Source organism: Rhizobium sp. WW22 (assembly GCF_047041135.1).
Lineage (GTDB): Bacteria > Pseudomonadota > Alphaproteobacteria > Rhizobiales > Rhizobiaceae > Rhizobium.
On sequence record NZ_CP178198.1, the window covers coordinates 1,750,398 to 1,772,081 of the forward strand.

Below are 21,684 nucleotides of genomic sequence, written 5' to 3' on the forward strand. Positions count from 1 at the left end.
TCAGTCCGGCGATTGATCGAAACGAGCTCTTGCGGCCTTTACGGCCCCATGATTGGCTTCCGCCCAATTCAGAAGCAGCGCCAGTGGCTCGTAAAGCGAATGGCCGAGAGCCGTCATGCGATATTCGACGCTTGGCGGCTTGGTGGGAAAGACCTCGCGATCGACATAGCCGTCGCGCTGGAGGTCGCGCAGGGTTTGTGTTAGCATGCGTTGGGAGATATCGGGCACAAGACGGCGCAACTCGCCGAAACGGTATGGCCGTTTGGCCAGTGTCTCCAGCAACAGCACTGACCATTTTCCGCCGATCTGCGAGATCAGATCCCGCACCGGACAGTTACTAAAATCGAGATTGCTGAGATCGACGTCGCGTAACGGCGGATTTATGCTGTCACGCAGATTGACGACGGCGCTAGCTGCCATGCCGGTTCCCTTTTGGTAACTTGGAGCCGAAAAACTGCCTCCTTTACACTGCGAAGTCAATTCCTATTCTAGTGCTAGTCTCTTTTTGAGAGCAACAAGGCCTCTGCGAATGTGCGGCGGTCGAACAAGGGAAAACACATGAGCAGCACTCTTCTCGTCACCGGCGCCGCCGGCAAGCTTGGCCAGCGCGTCATCCATCACCTTCTCGAGACATACAAGGTCGCACCCGGCCGCATCATTGCGGCCACGCGCAGCCCGGAGAAGCTTGCCGACCTGACCGCCAAGGGCGTCGTCACCCGCAAGGCCGATTTCGACCACTCCGACGCCCTGCCGGCCGCTTTCGCCGGCGTCGACCGGCTGCTGATGATCAGCACCGATGCGCTCGCCGTGCCCGGCCTGCGCCTGAAGCAGCACGCGGCTGCCGTCGAAGCCGCGAAGAAGGCTGGCGTCAAGCATGTTCTCTATACCTCTATGCCTGCCCCGGAAGGTTCGCTCGTCAGCTTCGCGCCCGACCACCTCGGCACGGAAAACGCCATCAAGGCAAGCGGCATCGGCTATACGATCCTGCGCGACGCCTGGTACTTCGATAACTATCTGATGGGCCTGCCGCACAGCCTCGAAGTCGGCAAATGGTACACGGCAACCGGTGGCGGCCGCGTAAGCAATATCAGCCGCGAAGATTGCGCGCTCGCCATCGCCGCTGCCCTGGCTTCTGACGCAACGGGCAGCGCCACCTACACGCTGACGGGCTCGACCGCCGTCACCATCGACGACGTCGCAAGCGTCGTCAGCAAGATCACCGGTCGTCCTCTCGAAGTCGTTCAGGTCAATGACGAACAGCTTGCCGCCGGCCTTACCGGCGCCGGCCTGCCGCCCTTCGTGGTCGACATGCTCGTCTCCGCCGACGCCAACACCCGCGCCGGCAAATTCGACATCCTGACGAACGACTTCAACAAGCTGACCGGCAAGGAGCCGCAGACGCTGCGCAGCTTCTTCGAGGAACACAAGACCGCATTGGCTGGCTGAGTTTTGGAAGGGGTCAGGTGAGGCTTCGTTTGCCGCACCCTTGTACAAGGCCCCTCACCCCAACCCTCTCCCCGCTTGCTGGGAGAGGGAGCTTTCATGCCTCACGCACGAACTCCAATCGAATGAGATAAGTACCGTTTGCGCGCTGTCATCCCTTCTCCCCGCACGCGGGGAGAAGGCTAAGATGAGGGGTCAGGCACTATGGCGCATTAAAGACGCCCTCGCCCGACCAGCCCAAGCCTATTCCTATCAAACCACCTGACCGCAAGCCCGGCGGAAGCGACGCACCGTTTCGGCCATGCCGTACTCCAGCGCATCCGCCGTCAGCCCATGACCGATCGAGGTCTCCGCGAGCTTCGGAATACGCTTGAGCAGCGCCGGCAGGTTGGCGACCGTCAGGTCATGACCGGCATTGACGTCGAGACCATTGGCGAAGGCGGCGTCGGCGGTCTTGCCGAGCGCTTCGAGAATGACGGCAGCCTTTTGCGGATCATCGTAGCAGCCGCCATAGGGGCCGGTGTAAAGTTCGATGCGGTCAGCACCGACCTCCTTGGCAATCTTCACCGCCTCAGCATCGCCATCACCATCGGCAAACAGAGAGACGCGGCAGCCGATCGTCTTGTACTTGGCGACGACATCGACCAGCAGATCGCGATTCTTGCGGAAATCCCAGCCGTGATCCGATGTCGCCTGCGAGGGATCGTCAGGCACCAGCGTCACCTGCTCGGGCTCGGCCGAAGCACAGAGATCGAAGAATTCGTCGCTCGGATAACCCTCGATATTGAACTCCGCCTCCGGAAACTCGTCATCGATCAGCGCGCGGATGTCTGGCAGATCGGAAAAGCGAACATGCCGCTGATCGGGACGTGGATGAACCGTCAATCCGCTCGCACCGGCCGCCAGCGCGATACGGCCCAAACCCGTAACGCTCGGCCAGGGAAGATCACGCCGGTTGCGCAGCATCGCGATGGCGTTGAGGTTCACGGAAAGCTTGGCGGGCATGATCGAAATCCCTGATTTTCAAAGCGGATGATAGCAGCCGTTTTATGCCATTATGGTCAACAAAACCAACGAGATTCCGACATCGTTCCATGCAAAACTTTGATGGGCACGGCAAAGCAGCATCACCACGCGGTGACGCATCGGCAGCAATGTCCTTCTGCAGATTTTTATGACCGCAAATGCCGTCCTATCGGACGATGGTCAGCGTCTCGGCGGCACGGGTGATGGCCGTATAGAGCCAGCGCTCGCGCGTATCGCGGAACGCCCAGCTCTCGTCGAACAGCACCACATTGTTCCACTGTGAACCCTGGGCCTTATGCACCGTCAGCGCATAGCCGTAATCGAATTCGTCGTAGCGCTTGCGGGTCGACCACGGAATCTCGCCCTCGACATCCTCGAAGGCCTGTTTCAGCAGCTTGATCTTCGCCGCGCCGCGATCCATGTCGTCGTCTTCCGGCCGCACCAGCAGGTTGATGCCCGGCTTCGTCGTTTCCCTGGAAGAGGTCATGACCTGCCAGAGTGAACCGTTGAGCAGCCCCTTGGCGGGATCGTTTCGCAGACAGACCAGCTTGTCGCCGGATTGTGGATACTCCGCGGTAAACCCTTTTAGCTCGCGCAGACGTTGATTATAGCGCCGCCGCGTCCGGTTGGTGCCGACGAGGACCTGATCGGCCTCCAGCACCAGCGGCTGCGTGACCTCGTTCTTCGAGATCACCTGCGCGGTGCCATAGTCGCCGTGCATGATTTCCTTGCCCTCACGCACCTGCATGGCGAGCTGGATGATCGGATTGTCGCGCGCCTGACGATGAATATCCGTCAGCAGATAATCCGGTTCTTCGTTCGTGAAGAACCCGCCGCCGGAAACGGGCGGCAGCTGTCCGGGATCGCCAAGCACGAGAATGGGCGTGCCGAAACTCATCAGATCCTTGCCGAGCGCTTCGTCCACCATCGAGCATTCGTCGACAATGATCAGCGCAGCCTTGGCGACCGGGCTCTGGCGGTTGATGGTGAACATCGGGGCGATCGATGTCTTGCCCGTCTCCTCGTCCTCTACGGCCTCTTCACCGCGCGGCCGGTAGATCAAGGAATGGATGGTCTTGGCATTGGAGGCGCCGCGCGAGCGTAGCACCTGCGCCGCCTTGCCGGTAAAGGCAGCAAACAGCACGTCGCCATCCACATGCTCGGCGAAATGCCGCGCAAGCGTCGTCTTGCCCGTGCCGGCATAGCCGAACAGACGAAACAACGGCGAGCGCCCCTCTTTCAGCCAGTTTGCGACGGCCTTGAGCGCTTCATCTTGTTGCGGCGCGAATTGCATGGTTCGACTTGGCAGGATTCGGCTAATGGAAGCAAGCGGTAAAAATACCCGGCGAGCTGGGAATAAAATCCCGAGCAGGCGTGTCTCATGTCCGGCAACGCCAAATGCGAGGCCTGGACGACCATCGTTCACCCACCCGAGGAGAGACATCATGAAGACCCTGAGTTTCCTGGCCGCGCTTGCTGCGGCATCGGCCTTTGCCACCGCCGCCTTCGCCGCGCCTGTCAAGACGGTCGACAGCGCCAAGGGCAAGGTGCTGGCCGGCGAAAACGGTATGACGCTCTATACGTTCAAGAACGACAAGTCGGGCGAATCCAATTGCAACGGCGATTGCGCAAAGGCCTGGCCGCCGCTCATGGCCGATGGCAAAGCCAAAGCAGAGGGTGCATATTCGATCATTACCCGCAAGGACGGGATGAAACAGTGGGCAAAGGACGGCATGCCGCTCTATTTCTTCGTCAAGGACGCAAAGTCCGGTGATGTCGCCGGTGACGGCTTCAAGGGCGTCTGGGATGTCGCACGGCCCTGACCGGACCAGAAACGGCGCGGCGGGCCCCTCCGCCGCGCTCGATAGTTTCGAGGCGGAGGTGCTGGCGCTCCTCCCCTCGCTGCGACGCTATTCGCGCAGCCTCGCCCAGTCGGATGCCGATGGCGAGGACCTGCTTCAGGATTGTGTCGAGAAGGTTCTGACCCGCCGCGGCCAATGGCGCGGACTGAACCTGCGCAGCTGGATCTTCACCATCATGACCAATCTTTACCGCAACGAGCGGCGCCAGCAGGGCGGCCGCAGCTTCGTCGATATCGATGACAACAGCCACCTGCCGGCTGACGAAACGGACAACGATCCGCTACAGCGATCGCGCCTCGAAACGGCGTTGTACAGCCTCGGCGAAGACTATCGCGCGGTGCTGATGCTCGTCGTCGTCGAGGGCTACAGCTATCAGGATGTCGCCGACATGCTCGATATCCCGATCGGCACAGTCATGTCGCGCCTGTCACGCGCCCGCCAGAAGATGACCAGCCTGCTGAATGCAGAAAATGTTGTCACGCTTCGGAGACCAAAATGAACGAACACAAACCGACCGTGACCGAAGCGGATCTTCACGCCTTTGCCGATGGCCTTCTGCCGCCGGAAAAACAGGCGGAACTGGATGCATGGCTGGCCGAAAATCCTGAAGAGGCTGCTTCCGTGGCTGCATGGCAGGCCCAGAACCATGACATCCGGGCCATGTTCTCCCCTTATGCGGTATCGAGAGATGGCGACACAGACCTCATTTTGAAAAGCAGAACCTCATCGGCCGCACAGGCGTTTGCCCCGCAACGAAGCCCCAAGCTGAGGATGCTTGCCGCCTCATTAGCGCTCTTCATCGCCGGTGCTGCAGCCGGCCACTTCGGCCCTGATCTTTTTGCCAGACCCGAATTGCAGCTGACATCAATCGAAGCTCTGCCGCAGCAAGCACACTCGGCCTTCGTCGTCTATGCCAGCGATGTCCGCCATCCCGTCGAAGTCGGAGCGGATCAGGAGACACATCTTGCCACTTGGCTCGGGAAGCGCATGAATGTCGCTAGCCTCAAGGTGCCGAGCCTGCAGAAACTGGGCTTCCAGCTCGTCGGTGGCCGGCTGCTGCCGATCAACGGTACGCCCGGAGCGCTATTCATGTACGAAAATGCCAGCGGCCAGCGTCTGACCGTGCTGGTGGGGCGCAATAGCGGCAACACGACGACCAGCTTCCGCATCGCCAGCGACAAAGCCGTCGAGACCTTCTACTGGATCGACGGCGATCTCGGCTATGCCGTGACAGGCGAAATCTCGCGCGACATGCTGCGGCAGGTGGCGGACGAGTGCTACAAGCAGTTCTCTTCCTGACGCCGGCGGGACACTCGCATAGGACATTTAGATAGGGGCCGGCCACGCGCCCTCGTGGTTCGAGACGGCCCCTTGGCCCTCCTCACCATAAGGGCTAGTCTTTTGCGCAGGCCGATCAGGTGAGCTTTCATGTAATTCGACACTCGCTCCATCCTTATCCTAAGGTGCGGAGGTCGCAGATCGAAGCCTCGAACGGCAGGGATGGTCCCAGGCAAGCCCGCCTTCTAACGTCGAGGATCATTCTCCAGCGCGATCGGCTTTCCATGCGGCGTGGCCTCCGCCGCACGTTGCCAGCTTTGCTGCAAAGCCAGGATCGCATCGGCATCCGCGATACCCTTCGACACGAGCAAGCCAGACAGCGCCACCACCCAGCAATCGAAATAGTCGCTGCCGTCGACCGCGCGGCCCGGCTTGTGCAGCTCGCCAGACAGGCGCTCCGCCCATTCGCTCCAAGAAAACAGGCCTGTCTCGTGCAGATGCACGGTCATGGCGAAAGCCTCTGCCGCCCAGGGTTCCGGAAAGACCGGCTCACCATCGGCAGACTTTGGCAATCCAGGCGATTGCGCCAGAGGCGATGGAACCTCACACACGCTCAAGATAGCTCTCCCAGGCATCGATCGAGACGGTCAACGAGGGATCAGCGCCCTCACCCCAGATCTCCGGACCGTCAAAGACCACCGTATAGACCCATTGCGGATTTTCGCCCCGGCCATGGGCATTGTCGTCGGGAAAGACGAAAGAACCCTGCACGGCCTCAACGACACCGATTTTGGCGCGGGCGTAGCGCGGCAATCTGGTGTGGCCAGTCGGATTGAAATTCTTGGTGCGGACGTGATCGCCGACGGCAAAGAGCGGTGCAGTATCGACCGGCCGGTCGCAAGGACCGCCCTTGGCCAGCACACCGTCGACCATATCCGCCTTCAAAATCCGCTTCGGCACTCTGCCCTGTTCGAGCGAACGACCGGTGCGCAACTCCTCCGCCGTGGCAAAACCATGCCGCTCCAGCAGCATATCGACTGCGCGGGTCCAGATCTCGTAGTAGCTGGCACCCAGATAGTCGGCCGGCGGAATGTTTTCGCGCGCATGCCGGCTCTCGTCGATCGTCCAGGCCCCAAACGCACCGCAGGAGAGCGTGATGCCGAGCGCGCGCTTTTCCCATTCGGCGTGGAAATAAGGCTCGTTCGGCTCCGGCGCGACCGGGCCGAAACCCATTTGGCCGCCAAGATCGTGCGGCCCGTTCATAGCCCTGCCTCCGGCATTCCGACGACCGCCGTGCCGATCATCGCGTCGCGGCTGACGAGATCCGCCAGCGCCGCCTCACCCATGCCTTCGGAACCGGCCGGCCGCTCGGGGATTACCAGATAGCGAAGTTCCGCCGTCGAATCCCAGACGCGGATCTTCTTTTCCTGTGGTAGCGTCAAGCCGAATTCGGCAAGCACGCCGCGCGGGTCGATCACCGCACGCGAACGATAGGCCGGCGCCTTATACCAGACCGGCGGCAGCCCGAGCACCGCCCAGGGATAGCAGGAGCACAGCGTACAGACGATCAGATTATGCGTTTCCGGGGTATTGAAGACAGCGCGCATATGCTCGCCCTGGCGGCCGGTAAAGCCGAGGCTTGCGATCGCCGCTGTCGCGTCACGCCGCAGCCAGTCGGCGAAATCGGGATCGCTCCAGGCTTTCGCCACCACCTGCGCGCCATTGCGCGGCCCGACCTTTGTCTCATATGTCTCCACGATGCGGTCGATCGCAACCGGATCGATCAACCCCTTTTCCGTCAGCAGCGTTTCCAGCGCCTTCACCCGCGCCTGCATATCCGAATAGTGGTTGTCGTGGTGATGATGACCATCGTCATCATGCGAGTGGTCGTGGGACATAGCCGTCTCCCTGTCTCTTTGCGCCTACTTTAACATCGGCCAGAGACTGAGCACCAGCAGAACGGCCATGGTTATGTTGAACCATTTCAGCCGGACGGGATCGGAGAGCCAATCGCGCAGGACGGAGCCGAAGCCGGCCCAGGTCGATACGCTCGGGACGTTCACAGCGGCAAACGCGAGCCCGACGAGAAGGACAGTGAAGAGATAGAGCTGCTCATTTGTGTAAGTGGCCATGGCGGTGACAGCCATCACCCACGCCTTGGGATTGACCCATTGGAAAGCAGCAGCGCTGATGAAACTCATCGGCTTTGCATCGCTTTCCGCCTCGCTCAGGCTGCGCGAGGTGCCGATCTTCCAGGCAATCCAGACGAGGTAGGCCCCGCCGGCGAATTTAAGCGCGGTATAGAGCACCGGCACCGTGTGCAGAAGCGCACCCAATCCCAACCCCACGGCAATCAGCAGCACAAAAAAGCCGACGCCGATGCCGAGCATGTGTGGAATGGTGCGCCGGAAACCGAAGTTCACACCGGAGGTAAACAACATCATGTTGTTCGGTCCGGGCGTGATGGAGGTCGTGAATGCAAAAAGTAGAAGAGCCAGAAATGTATCCAGCGCCATGATGCCTCCTAGGACACCGTATCGTGACAAGGCGGCATCCAAAATTCTTCTTCACGCGCGCAAAAATACGAGGGCGCATGATCGTGCGACATTAGTTCGCCGGCCATACGAAAGCCATAGGATGATTGTCACCGTGACACGACGCATGTCGATTGAAATCCGGCCGAATGCTTCTATCCTTCGATTTTCTGCAGCGAGGAATGATCATGCGCGAGCCCATCCCAACCGTCACCCTTCCCTCGGGCATCCAGGTTCCGGCACTTGGCCAGGGCACCTGGAATATGGGCGAGAATAGCGCAAGCGCCAGGGATGAGATCGCCAGCCTCAAGACCGGCCTCGATCTGGGCATGACGCTGATCGATACGGCTGAGATGTACGCAGACGGCGGCTCGGAAGAGATCGTCGGCAAGGCGATCGAAGGCCGTCGCGACGAGGTTTTTCTTGTCAGCAAGGTCTATCCCGCCAATGCCAGCCGCAAAGGCGCGGTCGAAGCCTGCGAACGCAGCCTGAAGCGCCTGAATACCGATCGCCTTGATCTCTATCTGCTGCATTGGCGCGGCAACTACCCGCTTGAAGAGACGGTGGAAGCTTTCGAAGGCCTGAAAGCCGCCGGCAAGATCGAGGCCTGGGGCGTTTCGAATTTCGATGTCGACGATATGGACGAGCTGCTTTCCGTGCCGAACGGCGGCAATGTCGCCGCCAATCAGGTGCTCTACAATCTCTCCCGACGCGGCATCGAATACGACCTCTTGCCCTGGTGCCAGGAGCGCAGCATTCCGATCATGGCTTATTCACCGATCGAGCAAGGCCGCCTGCTCCATCATCCCGAGCTGATTCGCGTCGCCAAGACCTATCAGGCGACCCCGGCCCAGATCGCGCTTGCCTTTCTGCTGGAGCGCGACGGCGTCATATCGATCCCGAAATCCTCGAACGCACAGCGCATCGAGGAAAATCGAGACTCTGTCGATATCGATATTACAGATGAGGATTGGGCCGTGCTCGATGCCGCCTTCCCGCCGCCGTCGCGAAAGAAGTCCCTGGACATGCTGTAGGTTCAGGCGGCCGCCTTCTGCTGCGCGACGATCAGCTCGATCGCCCGGAAGACGTCGATTTCGCGCCAGTCAGCCGGATCGCGATAGGTCGGATAGAGCGAAAAGGCGGCGGCGGCGATCTGATCGACCGTCCGCCGCTTCGTCCGGCGTCCGGCGAGCGCTGCCTTGGTGTAAACGCCGAAATGATCCTCGGTCACGCCCCAGCCGGCATAGAAGGGCGCGGCATAGCAGCGAACCGGAATGCCGCGCAGAAGCGCATCGAAGCCAAACTGGCTGGAAACCGTCCAGACCTCGTCCACGACGTCAAGGATCGACGCCACTGATACCTCGTCATCGACTAGGATTGCATCACCTTTCGAGTCGTCACGCGTGAGATACCCCTTGCGAAGGCCGGCCATGACATCCGGATGGGTGCGGATCAGGCATTGCGCATCGGTTGCCAGCGCATCGGCGAGCATCTTCTCAAAGGAGACTTTCGAGCCGAGCGCACGACCGACAGAAACGTCGCCAACGACCTGATCGACCAGCAGAATGCGCCGCTTTGTCGTCTGCTCGATGTGAGGCGATCGATGAGGAAGATGATTATATTTTGAGAGCTTGTTAAGAACGATCTGCTCGCGAATTGCGCGGCCGAGCTCTCCCGTCTCCCCGGCACCTTCTATCAGCCGCTCAAGCCGCGACGGGCTGTTTGCATCGACGGGCAGACCAAGATCGTCGATAACGATGGATAGCGGAATAGCGCCGGATTTGCCGAGCCCCATCGACCGCAGAAAGCCGTCCTCCAGATGCCAGTGACGCAATCCGCGAAACCGCGCAATCCTGGCGGCCACCTTGGCCGGCGCACGGCCACCCCAGGATACGACACCGCCTATTCCAGGAGAAGCGATCGAAGCCAGCTTCTGCGAGCCGAAATAATGTCCGAGCCAGGGAAAGTCACTTCGTACGAAAGGCGCGGCGCCGAGGCGCATACCAGCGGGCGGATGCCATGGCTTTTCGTCGATATCAGCCATTGTTACCGCGTTTCCCCTTCTCCCCTCGGGGAGAAGGTGCCGTCAGGCGGATGAGGGGGTGTCTGCCAGGAGCACGAAAATTCGTGAATTCAAATCGGAAAGCCCCCCTGATCCAGCCCTTCGGGCCACCTTCTCCCCAAGGGGAGAAGGAATTTGCAGCCCCGATTTGCCTCATATGCGATGCCCCCTCAACGCCGCAGGCTCTTACATTCCCTGCGAGCCGCGATTCATCGCGGCGATGCCGGTGCGGCAGACTTCGATGAGGCCGAGCGGCTTGATGATGGCGATGAACTGGTCGATCTTCGAGGACTTGCCGGTGATCTCGAGAATGAAGTGCTCGATAGTCGCATCCACCACCTTGGCGTGGAATGCGTCGGCGAGCCGCAGCGTTTCGGCGCGCATTTCGCCGCTTCCGGTTACCTTCAGCAGCGCCACTTCGCGCTCGATCGGCCGTTCCTGGCCGAGTTCGCGGGCGCGTACCGTCAGATCGACGACGCGGTGAACGGGAACGATGCGCTCGAGCTGCGCCTTGATCTGCTCCAGCACCTGCGGCGTGCCGCGCGTGACGACGGTGATGCGCGACAGATGCGCCTGATGCTCCGTCTCCGAAACCGTGAGGCTTTCGATGTTGTAACCGCGGCCGGAGAAGAGGCCGATGACGCGGGCAAGAACGCCGGGCTCGTTGTCGACAAGCACCGAAAGCGTGTGGCTCTCGGCCGCCGCGGTTTCGGGCGAAATGAAGTAGGCGGAGCCCGTGGGTTGAAGGTGTGCGTTCATGATCCTTGTTCCGTTTCCTCGGTTCTTGTTCGGTATGCCAGCGAGATCGGCCGGGCGCAGCTTGTGCCGCACCCGACTATCGATCAAACCAGTTGGCGACCCTTGGCATCAATCGCGTTGGCGACAGCCTCATCGGTCGCCTCGTCCGGGAGCAGCATCTCATTATGTGCCTTGCCCGAGGGGATCATCGGGAAGCAGTTGGCGAGATTGGCAACACGGCAATCGAAGATGACCGGCTTATTGACGTCGATCATTTCCTGGATGGCCGCATCGAGGTCACCCGGCTTTTCGCAGCGCAGGCCGACGGCGCCATAGGCTTCCGCAAGCTTGACGAAATCGGGCATCGCTTCCGTGTAGGAGTTCGACAGGCGATTGCCGTGCAGCAGCTGCTGCCACTGGCGAACCATGCCCATGTACTGGTTGTTGAGGATGAAGATCTTGATCGGCGCATTGTGCTGGATCGCAGCCGACATTTCCTGAATGCACATCTGGATCGAGGCATCGCCGGCAATATCGATAACCAGGCTCTCCGGATGAGCGATCTGAACGCCGAGCGCAGCCGGCAGGCCGTACCCCATGGTTCCGAGACCGCCCGAGGTCATCCAGCGGTTCGGCTGTTCGAAGCCGTAGAACTGCGCCGCCCACATCTGGTGTTGACCGACTTCGGTCGTGATGTAGGTATCGCGATGCTTGGTCAGCTCATAAAGGCGCTGGATCGCATATTGCGGCATGATGACGTCGTCACTCGGCTTGTAGGCGAACGAGTTGCGCGCGCGCCAGCGCGCAACATCGGCCCACCAGTCGCTGAGGCGGTCCGCCGCAGGCTTCTGCGGCAGGGCACGCCACAGACGAACCATGTCTTCCAGAACATTGCCGACATCACCGAGAATGCCGATATCGACGTGTACGTTCTTGTTGATCGAGGACGGATCGATATCGATATGGATCTTCTTCGAATTCGGCGAGAAAGCATTGAGACGGCCGGTAATGCGGTCGTCGAAGCGCGCGCCGATGCAGACCATAACGTCGCAATCATGCATCGCCATGTTGGCTTCGTAGGAACCGTGCATGCCGAGCATGCCGAGCCAGCTCTTGCCCGATGCCGGGTAGGCGCCGAGGCCCATCAGCGTCGATGTGATCGGGAAATTTGTCAGCTCGACCAGCTCGCGCAGCAGCTTGGAAGCTTCTGGACCGGAGTTGACGACGCCGCCGCCGGAATAGATGACCGGACGACGGGCATTCTTCATCAGCTCGATCGCCTGGTGAATCTTGTTGAGATCGCCCTGGATTTTCGGCTGATAACTCTTCTGGACATCATGGGCTTCCGGCGGCGTATAGGTGCCGGTCGCAAACTGGATGTCCTTCGGAATGTCGACAACAACGGGGCCGGGACGGCCTGACTGAGCAATGCGAAAGGCTTCGTGGATGACGGCGGCCAGTTCGTTGACATCCTTGACCAGCCAGTTGTGCTTGGTGCAGGGACGCGTGATCCCGACCGTATCGCATTCCTGGAACGCATCTGAGCCGATCAGCGTGGTGGGAACCTGACCACTGAGGCAGACGAGCGGAATCGAATCCATCAAGGCGTCCTGCAGCGGCGTGACCGCATTGGTCGCACCGGGACCGGAGGTGACCAGCATGACGCCGACCTTGCCGGTGGAGCGGGCATAGCCTTCGGCCGCATGGCCGGCGCCCTGCTCATGGCGGACGAGAATGTGCTTGATGTCGTCCTGCTGGAAGATCTCGTCATAGATCGGAAGCACAGCGCCGCCCGGATAACCGAAGATGTGTTCGACGCCGTTGTCCTTGAGCGCCTGCAACACGATCTCCGCGCCTGTCATTCGATTGCCGCTCGCCTGATTATCTGTGCCGGTCATACGTTTGTTCCGCTGTCTGCTGGAGTTTTGGAAAGATGAAATCTCGATTTCGGGCATAAAAAAAGGCCCCTTCGGGAGCCTGTCATCTAGCGCATGGGTGGCTATCGCCGGATGGTTACACCATCCTGCCCATGCGCCTTCCCACCACGATAAGAACGATCGAGTTTTTCATGGGCCGAAGTGATAGACAGAAAATTTCGAAGCGTCAACGCGTGAAGCAATAAAAAATCGCGGCGGCATCATAACCCCATAAAAAGAGCGGATGGCAGACAGGGTTTTATTAAGCCCACGTCTCTATGCTCCGACATCTAAAATTGGGGTAATTGTTTGCTGAATAACGATCTGCAGACATCAGGCAGCGCGGGAGATCTTGATCGCCGCGACAAGTTGAAACCGGGAAATCGCTTTCTCGGTCGCGTCGTCGCGTGCAACGGTTCCAGAGCGACGATCGCCGCTGTGGCCGAGGCCGGCGGCACGGACCTGACCGAACTCTGGTCGGTCGGCCGACTGATTTCCATCAGCGTCGGGAAGAACCGCGTCGCAGCCCTCGTCTATTCGATGAATACGCAGAGCGTCGGTTGGGGCGAAGGGCAGGACAATCTCTTTCGCATCGAGGTGGAATTGCTTGGCGAAGTCCGCGTCGGACCGGATGGGCGCGAGGAGTTTTCGAGCGGCATTACCGCCTATCCCTATCTCGGGGCCATCGCGCATCGCATCCGTGCCGCCGATCTCATGCGCATCTTCGATGCCGGCAAGGGCAGCAGCTGCGTCATCGGCAAGCTGACGCAGGACGAAAGCATAGACGCCGCCATCCACATTCCCACGATGCTGGCGAAACATTTCGCGGTCGTGGGATCGACCGGTGTCGGCAAATCCACCGCCGTATCGCTGCTGTTGCACAAGGCAATCACAGCCGATCCGAAATTGCGCGTGCTGATCCTCGATCCGCATAATGAATTCGCTGCCGCCTTTCCAAGGCACGCTGTCGTCATCGACACTGACACGCTTGATCTGCCCTTCTGGCTGATGCGTCTCGACGAATTTAGCGAAGTCATCTTCCGTGGCCGGCCGGCGGTGCCTGAGGAACTCGATGCTCTGCGCGATCTCATTCCCGAAGCGCGCCGTGCCTTCCGAGGCAGCGATTCAGCTCTGATGCGCCGCCAGACGGAAAAGTCTTCGGTAACGGCGGATACGCCAGTCCCCTATCGCATGGCCGATCTGCTGGCATTGATAGACGAACGCATCGGTCGCCTTGAAGGCCGTCAGGAAAAGCCGCACCTGCGCTCCCTGAAGATGCGCATCATCTCGGCGATCAACGATCCCCGCTATCATTTCATGTTCTCCAACAATACGATCACCGACACGATCATGGAGACCATTGCCAAGATCTTCCGCATTCCAGGCGACGGCAAGCCGATCTGCACCTTCCAGCTCGCCGGCATCCCTTCGGAAGTCATCAATTCCGTTGCCTCCGTCCTTTGCCGCATGGCCTTCGAACTGGCTCTCTGGAGCGATGGCGCAATCCATATGCTCGTCGTCTGCGAGGAAGCTCACCGCTATATTCCTGCCGATCCGAGCCTTGGCTTCTTCCCGACGCGCCAGGCGATCGCCCGCATTGCCAAAGAGGGACGCAAATACGGCGTATCGCTCGGCATCATCACGCAGCGGCCGGGCGAACTGGATCAGACGATCCTGTCGCAGTGCTCGACGCTGTTTGCCATGCGCCTTGCCAATGATCGCGACCAGGAAATCATCCGCTCAGCCATCCCGAACTCCTCGATATCGACAACCAGCTTCCTGTCATCGATCGGCAACGGCGAAGCTATCGCCTTCGGCGAGGCTATCGCAGTGCCGATGCGCATGCGCTTTTCCCAGGTCGATCGACATTTGCTGCCGAAAGCGAGCGGCAGCGTCGCGAAAACCAGCGAGGACTCGCCGGACACTGTCGATTTGCGTACGATTGTCGGCCGCATGCGCTCGATTTCAGGCCCCGATATCAGTCCTCTGCAGCAAAGCTACAATGCTATGCCCGTGACGGATATCAAGGATGATTTCGACGAAGTGCCAGTCGAGCAGCCAATCCGGCCCCACGTGGAACCGAACCCGCCGCCGATCGAACCCTATCGTCCAGACATGCTGCCTCGTACCGCCGCACCGCAGCCGGCAGCGGCTTCACAAACGTCGATTGACAGCAAGCTTGCGGAATTGCGCCGCGAATTCCGCAGCGACGAAGGAGACACGCGCTCGGTACCGCCGAGAGAGCCCGCTCCATCCCTGCGGCGCGAACCCGGCTTGTCCTTGCGGGACAGCATTCTGAGAAAGCCGCTCAGCAGTCTTTACGACAAGGACTGATACCGGACTACGGGCTCAAGCGCTCCCAACTCCCGTCCATCTGATTACGGAACCAGGTCATCTGCCGTTTGGCATATTGCCGTGTCGCCGCGGATCCGGTTTCGATGACCTCGGCACGCGTCATCTCCCCCTTCAGCATCGCAGCGATCTGCGCGACCCCGATCGCCTTCATGACGGGCATTTCCGAGGGAAGATCCAGTGCCAGCAGAGCCCGCACCTCGTCTTCCGCTCCCATCGCCAGCATCGTCTCGAAACGACTGTTGATGCGCTCATGCAGGATAGCGCGCTTAGGCAGAACCACGATCTTTCGCGCACGGTCGGGATTAATGATCATTGGTCCGTTCTTACCCTGAAAAGCGGCGATGGACCGGCCCGTCGCTTCAATCACTTCCAGGGCGCGAACGATACGCTGTCCGTCCTGCGGGCTCAGCGTTTTTGCGACGGCGGCGTCGCGCTCCGCAAGCTCACGATGCAGAGTTTCCGCCCCTTCCGCCAGCAGCCGGCCACGGAGCCGATCGCGGATATCGGACGGAATCTCCGGCATATCGGACAGTCCGCCCGTCAGCGCCTTGAAATAAAGACCCGTCCCCCCGACAAAGACAGGCATTCTGCCCGCGCCGCGCAAGCGCTCGACCAAGGCGCCTGTCTCGCGCAGCCAGGCGCCGGTCGAATAGGCCTGGCTCGCCGGGACGTGGCCATAAAGATAGTGCGGAATGCCTTCCATATCTGCTTCATCCGGCCGCGCGGTCAGCACGCGCAGGGTGTCATAGACCTGCATGCTGTCGGCATTGATGACGACGCCATCATGCGAACGGGCCAATTCCACCGCCAGTGCGGACTTGCCGCTGGCGGTCGGCCCGGTTATCAGGATCGCGTCGATATTGCTCATAGGGTTTCTGCTCATGGCCTTCGTTGCCACGCTTATTGCCAATCCGTCAAACCCCGTTCTCGTTCCGGCCATCGCAGAACAGGCGGCTGATGCTGTCAAAGCGTCCGGGCTCTATTGGCTTGCCGACGGTATTGCCTGCGATATCGCGCTGCGCGACGACACCGATATCGAGGCAGCGGAAGCCAATATCCTGGCGGTGATCGGCAGCGCGCCGATCGATCTGGTGATCCAGGAAGCCGAAACCCGTCGCAAGAAATTGCTGATCGCCGACATGGATTCCACGATGATCGGCCAGGAATGCATCGACGAGCTTGCGGCCGAAGTCGGCCTCAAGGAGAAGGTTGCCGATATCACCGCCCGCGCCATGAATGGTGAGATCGCTTTCGAACCAGCCCTGCGCGAGCGCGTCGCTCTCCTCAAAGGATTGCCGCTTTCCGTGGTCGATGAGGTCATTGCCAAGCGCATCACGCTCACGTCAGGCGGCCTCGAGCTCATCGCCACCATGAAAGCGAAGGGCTACTACACCGCCCTCGTTTCCGGCGGCTTCACTGTCTTCACCATACGGATCGGCGCCACCCTCGGCTTCAACGAGAACCGGGCAAATGTCTTGCTGGAAGAAAACGGCATCCTGACCGGCCTTGTCGAGGAACCCATCCTCGGCAAGCAGGCCAAGGTGGATGCGCTGAATGAAATCGCCGAGAGGCTCGGCATTTCTGTTGATGACGCGCTGGCCGTCGGCGACGGCGCCAACGACCTTGGCATGTTGCAGCTTGCCGGTTCCGGCGTCGCGCTCCATGCCAAGCCCACCGTTTCGGCACAGGCCAGAATGCGCATCGACCACGGTGACCTGACTGCCCTGCTCTATATCCAAGGCTACCGCAAGACGGACTTCGTCAAACCATAGAGCAGTCCAAATCGCTGAAGTCAGGGGCCGCAGATGATCATCACCGAAACCGAACGCCTCATCATCCGCAATTGGCGCGAGACGGATCGCGATCTGGCCTACGAGATCAATTCCGACGAGGCCGTTATGGAGTTCTTTCCGTTTCGCCGCAATCGCGCGGAAGCGGACGCCTTCTTCGCTCGCGTCCGGTCCATGATCGCGGAAACCGGGCTCGGCCTCTATGTGCTGGAACTTAAGGAAAGCGGTGAGGCAATCGGCTATTGCGGGCTGATGCGGACGGATCACCTTGAGCCATTCGTCCCAGTCGGAACGATCGAGATCGGCTGGCGGCTGGTGGCGCGGCACTGGGGCAAGGGGCTGGTCAGCGAGGCGGCGCGGGCATTGCTAGCCTATGGCTTCGGAAAGCTCGGCCTCAGTCAAATTGTTTCCTTCGCCGTGCACAACAATGTCAGATCGACCGCCGTAATGGAGCGGATCGGCATGCATCGCGTCGAGGGCGGCGACTTCGATCACCCCAATGTTCCCGACACTCATCCGCACCTAAAGCGCCACGTCCTCTATCGTCTGAGCGTCGCCGAATGGCAGGTGCAACAGATGGAGCAAGCCGGGAGCTGACTTCTACTCAAGCGCGACGGCGATGAAACGCAAGTCACCGTTCGGAGATGCGATCATCATCTGCGCATTGCGGCGGCCTTCCCGCTTCAGCGAAGCCACTTTCTCAGAGGCAGCACTCGGAGTCTGGACGAATTCCTGCGCAACCTCAACGACGACATCGCCCGGCTTCAGCCCCTTTTCCGCCGCCGCCGAGCCTGGTGCCACTTCGGTGATGACAACGCCATCGACACTGTCCGCAATGCCGAAGCTCTTGCGGTTTTCGGCTGTTAGCGTCGAGAGCTTCATTCCGAGAATGCTCGAAGTTGCCTGGACCGGCGGCTGGGCCTGCGGCGATTGCTGCGGATCGCCTCCCTGATCCTGCCCATCCATGCCGTCGTCACCCTCGTCTCCTTGGTCGGGATTGATGACACCATCGCCATTGCCCTTATCGTCGGGCGCGAGCTGCGGCTTCTTGTTCTTGTCGGCGCTTGCGGCTGCCGCCTGATCGCTGTCCTCCAGCCGGCCGAGCGTCACCTTGACGGTCTGCTGCTTGCCATCGCGGTAGATGACAACGTCGACTTCCTTGCCGACGGTGCTTTCGGCAACGACGCGCGGCAAGTCGCGCATCTCTTCCACATCCTTGCCGTCAAATTTGAGGATGACATCGCCCGCCTTGATCGAGCCGTTATCGACGGGGCCGCCCTTGATGACACCGGCCACGAGCGCGCCCTTGGCTTCGGATAGGCCGAGGCTATTAGCGACATCGTCCGTGACCGGCTGAATGCGCACACCGAGCCAGCCGCGACGCGTCTCGCCGAAGTCACGGAGCTGATTGACGACGCCTTCCGCGAGTTCGGACGGCACTGCAAAGCCGATACCGATCGACCCACCGCTCGGGGAGATGATGGCCGTGTTGATGCCGATCACCTCACCCTTCATGTTGAAGAGCGGACCGCCGGAATTGCCCTTGTTGATCGCCGCATCGGTCTGGATGAAATTGTCGTAGGGGCGGCATTGATGTTACGGCCGCGCGCCGAGACGATGCCGATGGTCACCGAGCCGCCGAGGCCGAATGGGTTGCCGATCGCCATCACCCAGTCGCCGATTCGCATCTTCGAGGAATCGCCGAATTTGACGGACGTCAGCGGATGCTTGGGCTCGACCTTGAGAACCGAAAGATCGGTCTTCGTATCCGTTCCGATCAGCTTGGCCTTCAGCTTCGTGCCGTTCGGGAAGATCGCCTCGATATCGTCAGCACCTTCGATGACGTGATTGTTGGTGACGATATAGCCGGCGGGATCGATGACGAATCCGGAGCCGAGCGAACTCACCTTGCGGTTGCTGTCGTCGTCTTTCTTGTTGTTGAAGAAATCCTTGAATTCATCCTGGTAGGGCGAGTTGTCCGGCACCTTCGGGGTCGCCGGCCCATTCCCCTCATCCTTGACCTTCTGCGATGTGGAAATATTGACGACCGCGTCGAGTAAGCCGGAAGCGAGATCCGCAACCGATGCCGGTCCTGCATTCATCACTGGATTCGTAGTGATCGTGGGAGATGCGGCCGGCGGCGTCTGATTGTTCGGCGTTGCTGGCGGCTGGGTACCTGCGGCCGCACCGCTGTTCTGCGTCTGCGCATAAGCCTGTTCGGTAACGCCCGCGACGGGACCGGCAATCAGTGCAATGCTTGCGAGCAAGGCAAACGAACGGCTGAAAGGCAGGCGATTGGTCGAAGCCATCAGGCATCCTCATAAAGAAAGGGAAAACTTGTATAAGCATCAACATAAGGCGGAATGATGAAGCGTGAAATCACCTTTTTGCGAAATCCTCGGACCTCCGTCCCGCCGATGTGGAGATGGCGAAGGTGATGCAATCTGCCTTAAAGAAAAGGGCCGCCAAAAGGCAGCCCTTTCATTTCTTGCGCCGGCAGCTTAGTTCGCGGGCGCCGTCGGATTGGCAAGCGCCGGCGCCCCGGAATTGGGCGCGGCACCTGCCGGACTGTCGAAGAACTTGAAAAAGTCCGACTGGTTCGGCGGCAAGACAAGCGTCTTGCCACCCGAGCCAAGCGCCTTGTTATAGGCAGCCATCGAGCGATAGAACTCGTAGAAGTTCGGATCGCGCTTGGAGGCATCCGCGAAGATGCCGTTGCGTTCGGCTTCGCCTTCACCACGCAGCACTTCCGAATCCTTCTGCGCATCGGCAACGATCTCGACGACCTGACGGTCCGCGACCGCCCGGCGGCGCTGACCTTCTTCGTTACCGCGCGCGCGGATCAGCTCGGCTTCCGCCAGACGCTCGGCCTTCATGCGGTCGTAAGTGTTCTGCGACACTTCCTGAGACAGGTCCGTGCGGCGGATGCGGACGTCCTCAATGTTGAGGCCGAGTGTTTCCGCATCGCGATGGAGATCGTTGCGCACATCCGTCATCATCGCGGCACGCTCGTTGGAAAGCGCCGCCTCGAAGCCGCGTAGACCATAGACGCGACGCAGAGCAGCGTCGAGGCGCGTCCTGAGACGCGATTCAGCCGCATCGCGATCGCCGGAGACGGTCTCGCGGAACTTGCGCGCATCCATGATCTTGTAGACGACGAAGGCATCGACTTCGTAGAACTTGCCGCCCGAGACCTGGACGCGGATATTGTCCAGATCGAAGCGAAGTTCCTGCAGCTGCACATACTGGACGCGATCGGCATCCATGAAGGCAAAAGGCAGCTTGAAGTAGATGCCCGGCTCCGTCTTCACGGCACGAATCTGGCCGAAGCGCAGGACAATCGCCTGTTCACGGGCATTGACCACGAAAACCGACGAATAAATAAGCAGCAGTACTACCGCGAGCGCGATAAGAATGGCTGGCAAACGGCTGGATGTCATTATTTGGCCTCCGGCTGAGTTGCAGCAGCGGGCTTGCCCGCCTGGGTCGTGGACTGCTTGCCGACTTCATTCAGCGGCAGATAAGGCACGACGCCCTGCTTGTCGTCGATGATGATGCTGTTGGAATTGCCGATGACGGACTCCATGGTTTCCAGGAACAGGCGCTTGCGCGTGACCTCGGGCGCCTTGACGTATTCGTCGTAGATCGAGATGAAGCGCTGCGCCTCACCCTGAGCTTCCTTCACGATACGATCCTTGTAGGCAGCCGCTTCTTCGCGGATCTGAGCCGCGCGGCCGCGGGCCTGACCGAGCTTCTGGTTGGCGTATTGATTGGCCTCTTCCACCTGCTGGTCTTCGTTCTGCTCCGCACGCTGCACTTCTTCGAATGCGTCGGCCACTTCGCGCGGCGGCGAGACATCCTCGATCGGAACGGCATTGATGGAGATACCGGAGCCGTAGCGATCCATCGTATCCTGGATGATGCTTCTGACTTCGGTTGCGATTTCCTGACGCTTGTCGCGATAGATGTCCTGAGCCGGACGGCGACCGACCACTTCACGCATGGCGCTCTCCGCAACCTGCTGCAAAGTCTCGTCGGGGGTCTCGAGATTGAACAGATAGGATTGCGGGTTGGTCACGGTATAGAGGATAGAGAACTGCACGTTGACGATGTTCTGATCGCCCGTCAGCATCAGGCCAGCATTCGAACCGGCCGAGGAGCGGCCGCCGATATTGCGCTGCTGCTCTGTGACCTTCACGAATTCGATGCGGTCCATCGGCCAGATATGGAAATGCAGGCCAGGCATGGAGACTTCTTCACGTGGCTTGCCGAAGCGCAGCTCAACGCCGCGCTCGTCCGGCTGCACGGTATAGATGCACTGGATCAGCCAGAAAACGGCAATCACTGCAATGATGATGAGAACGACGCCTGCATTGAAGCCACCGGGCACGAAACCTTTCAATCGGTCCTGACCGCGGCGAATGATATCCTCCAAGTCCGGAGGCCCACCATTGCCGCTGCCCCGCGGCCGGTTCGGTCCCTGTCCCCAAGGTCCCTGATTATTTCCGCCGCCACCGCCGCCCCATGGGCCACCGCCGCCGCCATTCTGATTGCTCCAAGGCATCAAAACCTCTTTGTTTGTTGACTCCCGATATCGCGCCAAGCCCACGAAATCCGTGGGTGGCAGCGATTGTTTCCCGTTATAGGTATCGAAGCACCTGCTTTCAACGCGACTTCAGG

Annotated in this window: 21 protein-coding genes and 1 pseudogene; 8 read left to right on the top strand and 14 right to left on the bottom strand. The window is 60.3% G+C overall.

The features are described from left to right. Entirely contained in the window at nucleotides 1-420 is a 420-nt protein-coding gene (locus tag ACK83U_RS08695; protein WP_112605382.1) for a winged helix-turn-helix transcriptional regulator, read from the bottom strand. 138 nt (nucleotides 421-558) lie between these two features. Between ACK83U_RS08695 and ACK83U_RS08700 the strand changes: the two genes are divergently transcribed. Beyond that, on the top strand, nucleotides 559-1,446 hold the full coding sequence (locus ACK83U_RS08700) for an SDR family oxidoreductase (protein ID WP_112605379.1): 888 nt from the start codon (nucleotides 559-561) through the stop codon (nucleotides 1,444-1,446). A gap of 249 nt (nucleotides 1,447-1,695) precedes the next feature. On the opposite strand, the gene ACK83U_RS08705 is transcribed toward ACK83U_RS08700, so the two are convergent. Together ACK83U_RS08705 and ACK83U_RS08710 are read right to left on the bottom strand one after the other, a co-directional pair. Then, entirely contained in the window at nucleotides 1,696-2,448 is a 753-nt protein-coding gene (locus ACK83U_RS08705; RefSeq protein WP_112605376.1) for a pyridoxine 5'-phosphate synthase, read from the bottom strand. Between the two features lie 187 nt (nucleotides 2,449-2,635). After that, nucleotides 2,636-3,763 carry an ATP-dependent DNA helicase gene (locus tag ACK83U_RS08710; RefSeq protein WP_112605373.1) on the bottom strand — a complete coding sequence of 376 codons (1,128 nt, stop codon included), beginning with the start codon at nucleotides 3,761-3,763 and terminating at the stop codon, nucleotides 2,636-2,638. A 151-nt stretch (nucleotides 3,764-3,914) separates the two neighbouring features. Here ACK83U_RS08710 and ACK83U_RS08715 point away from each other — a divergent pair, with 151 nt between their 5' ends. The 3 genes from ACK83U_RS08715 to ACK83U_RS08725 are packed head-to-tail and all read left to right on the top strand — an operon-like array spanning nucleotide 3,915 to nucleotide 5,630. Then, entirely contained in the window at nucleotides 3,915-4,292 is a 378-nt protein-coding gene (locus tag ACK83U_RS08715) for a hypothetical protein (protein ID WP_112605370.1), read from the top strand. Then, a complete protein-coding gene (locus ACK83U_RS08720) occupies nucleotides 4,276-4,830 on the top strand; it encodes an RNA polymerase sigma factor (RefSeq protein WP_112605367.1) in 555 nt (184 codons plus the stop codon). The genes ACK83U_RS08715 and ACK83U_RS08720 overlap by 17 nt, the downstream gene beginning before the upstream one ends. Beyond that, complete coding sequence (locus tag ACK83U_RS08725) at nucleotides 4,827-5,630, top strand: anti-sigma factor family protein (protein ID WP_112605364.1); 804 nt, start codon at nucleotides 4,827-4,829, stop codon at nucleotides 5,628-5,630. Before ACK83U_RS08720 ends, ACK83U_RS08725 begins: the two co-directional genes overlap by 4 nt. Nucleotides 5,631-5,854: 224 nt before the next feature. Here the strand turns inward: ACK83U_RS08725 and ACK83U_RS08730 are convergent, their stop codons facing one another. The 4 genes from ACK83U_RS08730 to ACK83U_RS08745 are packed head-to-tail and all read right to left on the bottom strand — an operon-like array spanning nucleotide 5,855 to nucleotide 8,125. Next, on the bottom strand, nucleotides 5,855-6,226 hold the full coding sequence (locus ACK83U_RS08730) for a nitrile hydratase accessory protein (protein WP_112605361.1): 372 nt from the start codon (nucleotides 6,224-6,226) through the stop codon (nucleotides 5,855-5,857). Continuing rightward, nucleotides 6,213-6,872, bottom strand: coding sequence for a nitrile hydratase subunit beta (nthB, locus tag ACK83U_RS08735; RefSeq protein WP_112605358.1), 660 nt, complete (start codon nucleotides 6,870-6,872; stop codon nucleotides 6,213-6,215). The genes ACK83U_RS08730 and nthB overlap by 14 nt, the downstream gene beginning before the upstream one ends. Then, nucleotides 6,869-7,507, bottom strand: coding sequence for a nitrile hydratase subunit alpha (nthA, locus tag ACK83U_RS08740; protein ID WP_112605355.1), 639 nt, complete (start codon nucleotides 7,505-7,507; stop codon nucleotides 6,869-6,871). The genes nthB and nthA overlap by 4 nt, the downstream gene beginning before the upstream one ends. A 24-nt stretch (nucleotides 7,508-7,531) precedes the next feature. Further along, a complete protein-coding gene (locus ACK83U_RS08745; RefSeq protein WP_112605352.1) occupies nucleotides 7,532-8,125 on the bottom strand; it encodes a LysE family translocator in 594 nt (197 codons plus the stop codon). A 203-nt stretch (nucleotides 8,126-8,328) separates the two neighbouring features. Here ACK83U_RS08745 and ACK83U_RS08750 point away from each other — a divergent pair, with 203 nt between their 5' ends. Next, a complete protein-coding gene (locus ACK83U_RS08750) occupies nucleotides 8,329-9,177 on the top strand; it encodes an aldo/keto reductase (protein WP_348648119.1) in 849 nt (282 codons plus the stop codon). A 2-nt stretch (nucleotides 9,178-9,179) separates the two neighbouring features. Here ACK83U_RS08750 and ACK83U_RS08755 read toward each other — a convergent pair whose 3' ends face one another. The 3 genes from ACK83U_RS08755 to ACK83U_RS08765 form a co-directional block, all read right to left on the bottom strand. Then, complete coding sequence (locus ACK83U_RS08755; RefSeq protein ID WP_112605349.1) at nucleotides 9,180-10,187, bottom strand: capsular biosynthesis protein; 1,008 nt, start codon at nucleotides 10,185-10,187, stop codon at nucleotides 9,180-9,182. 204 nt (nucleotides 10,188-10,391) lie between these two features. Then, nucleotides 10,392-10,964 carry an acetolactate synthase small subunit gene (gene ilvN, locus ACK83U_RS08760; protein ID WP_112334546.1) on the bottom strand — a complete coding sequence of 191 codons (573 nt, stop codon included), beginning with the start codon at nucleotides 10,962-10,964 and terminating at the stop codon, nucleotides 10,392-10,394. Between the two features lie 83 nt (nucleotides 10,965-11,047). Continuing rightward, nucleotides 11,048-12,841, bottom strand: coding sequence for an acetolactate synthase 3 large subunit (locus ACK83U_RS08765; RefSeq protein WP_015340284.1), 1,794 nt, complete (start codon nucleotides 12,839-12,841; stop codon nucleotides 11,048-11,050). Between the two features lie 327 nt (nucleotides 12,842-13,168). Here ACK83U_RS08765 and ACK83U_RS08770 point away from each other — a divergent pair, with 327 nt between their 5' ends. Further along, nucleotides 13,169-15,193: an ATP-binding protein gene (locus ACK83U_RS08770; protein WP_112605346.1), complete on the top strand. Its 2,025-nt coding sequence runs from the start codon at nucleotides 13,169-13,171 to the stop codon at nucleotides 15,191-15,193. 7 nt (nucleotides 15,194-15,200) lie between these two features. Here the strand turns inward: ACK83U_RS08770 and miaA are convergent, their stop codons facing one another. Beyond that, on the bottom strand, nucleotides 15,201-16,082 hold the full coding sequence (miaA, locus tag ACK83U_RS08775; protein ID WP_412474821.1) for a tRNA (adenosine(37)-N6)-dimethylallyltransferase MiaA: 882 nt from the start codon (nucleotides 16,080-16,082) through the stop codon (nucleotides 15,201-15,203). Between the two features lie 13 nt (nucleotides 16,083-16,095). On the opposite strand from miaA, the gene serB reads away from it, so the two are divergent. Then, entirely contained in the window at nucleotides 16,096-16,986 is an 891-nt protein-coding gene (gene serB, locus ACK83U_RS08780) for a phosphoserine phosphatase SerB (protein ID WP_112605340.1), read from the top strand. A gap of 33 nt (nucleotides 16,987-17,019) precedes the next feature. Beyond that, nucleotides 17,020-17,601, top strand: a complete 582-nt coding sequence (locus ACK83U_RS08785) for a GNAT family N-acetyltransferase (RefSeq protein WP_112605336.1) — start codon at nucleotides 17,020-17,022, stop codon at nucleotides 17,599-17,601. A 3-nt stretch (nucleotides 17,602-17,604) separates the two neighbouring features. Here ACK83U_RS08785 and ACK83U_RS08790 read toward each other — a convergent pair. The 3 genes and pseudogenes from ACK83U_RS08790 to hflK all read right to left on the bottom strand — a co-directional run bounded on the left by ACK83U_RS08790 (nucleotide 17,605) and on the right by hflK (nucleotide 21,568). Further along, nucleotides 17,605-19,313, bottom strand: a pseudogene (locus ACK83U_RS08790) (Do family serine endopeptidase). A 192-nt stretch (nucleotides 19,314-19,505) separates the two neighbouring features. After that, the gene (hflC, locus tag ACK83U_RS08795) at nucleotides 19,506-20,444 is read right to left on the bottom strand and encodes a protease modulator HflC (RefSeq protein ID WP_112334540.1); all 939 of its coding nucleotides are present in this window, start codon (nucleotides 20,442-20,444) and stop codon (nucleotides 19,506-19,508) included. After that, nucleotides 20,444-21,568 carry an FtsH protease activity modulator HflK gene (hflK, locus tag ACK83U_RS08800; protein ID WP_112334539.1) on the bottom strand — a complete coding sequence of 375 codons (1,125 nt, stop codon included), beginning with the start codon at nucleotides 21,566-21,568 and terminating at the stop codon, nucleotides 20,444-20,446. Before hflK ends, hflC begins: the two co-directional genes overlap by 1 nt. Nucleotides 21,569-21,684 lie beyond the last annotated feature (116 nt).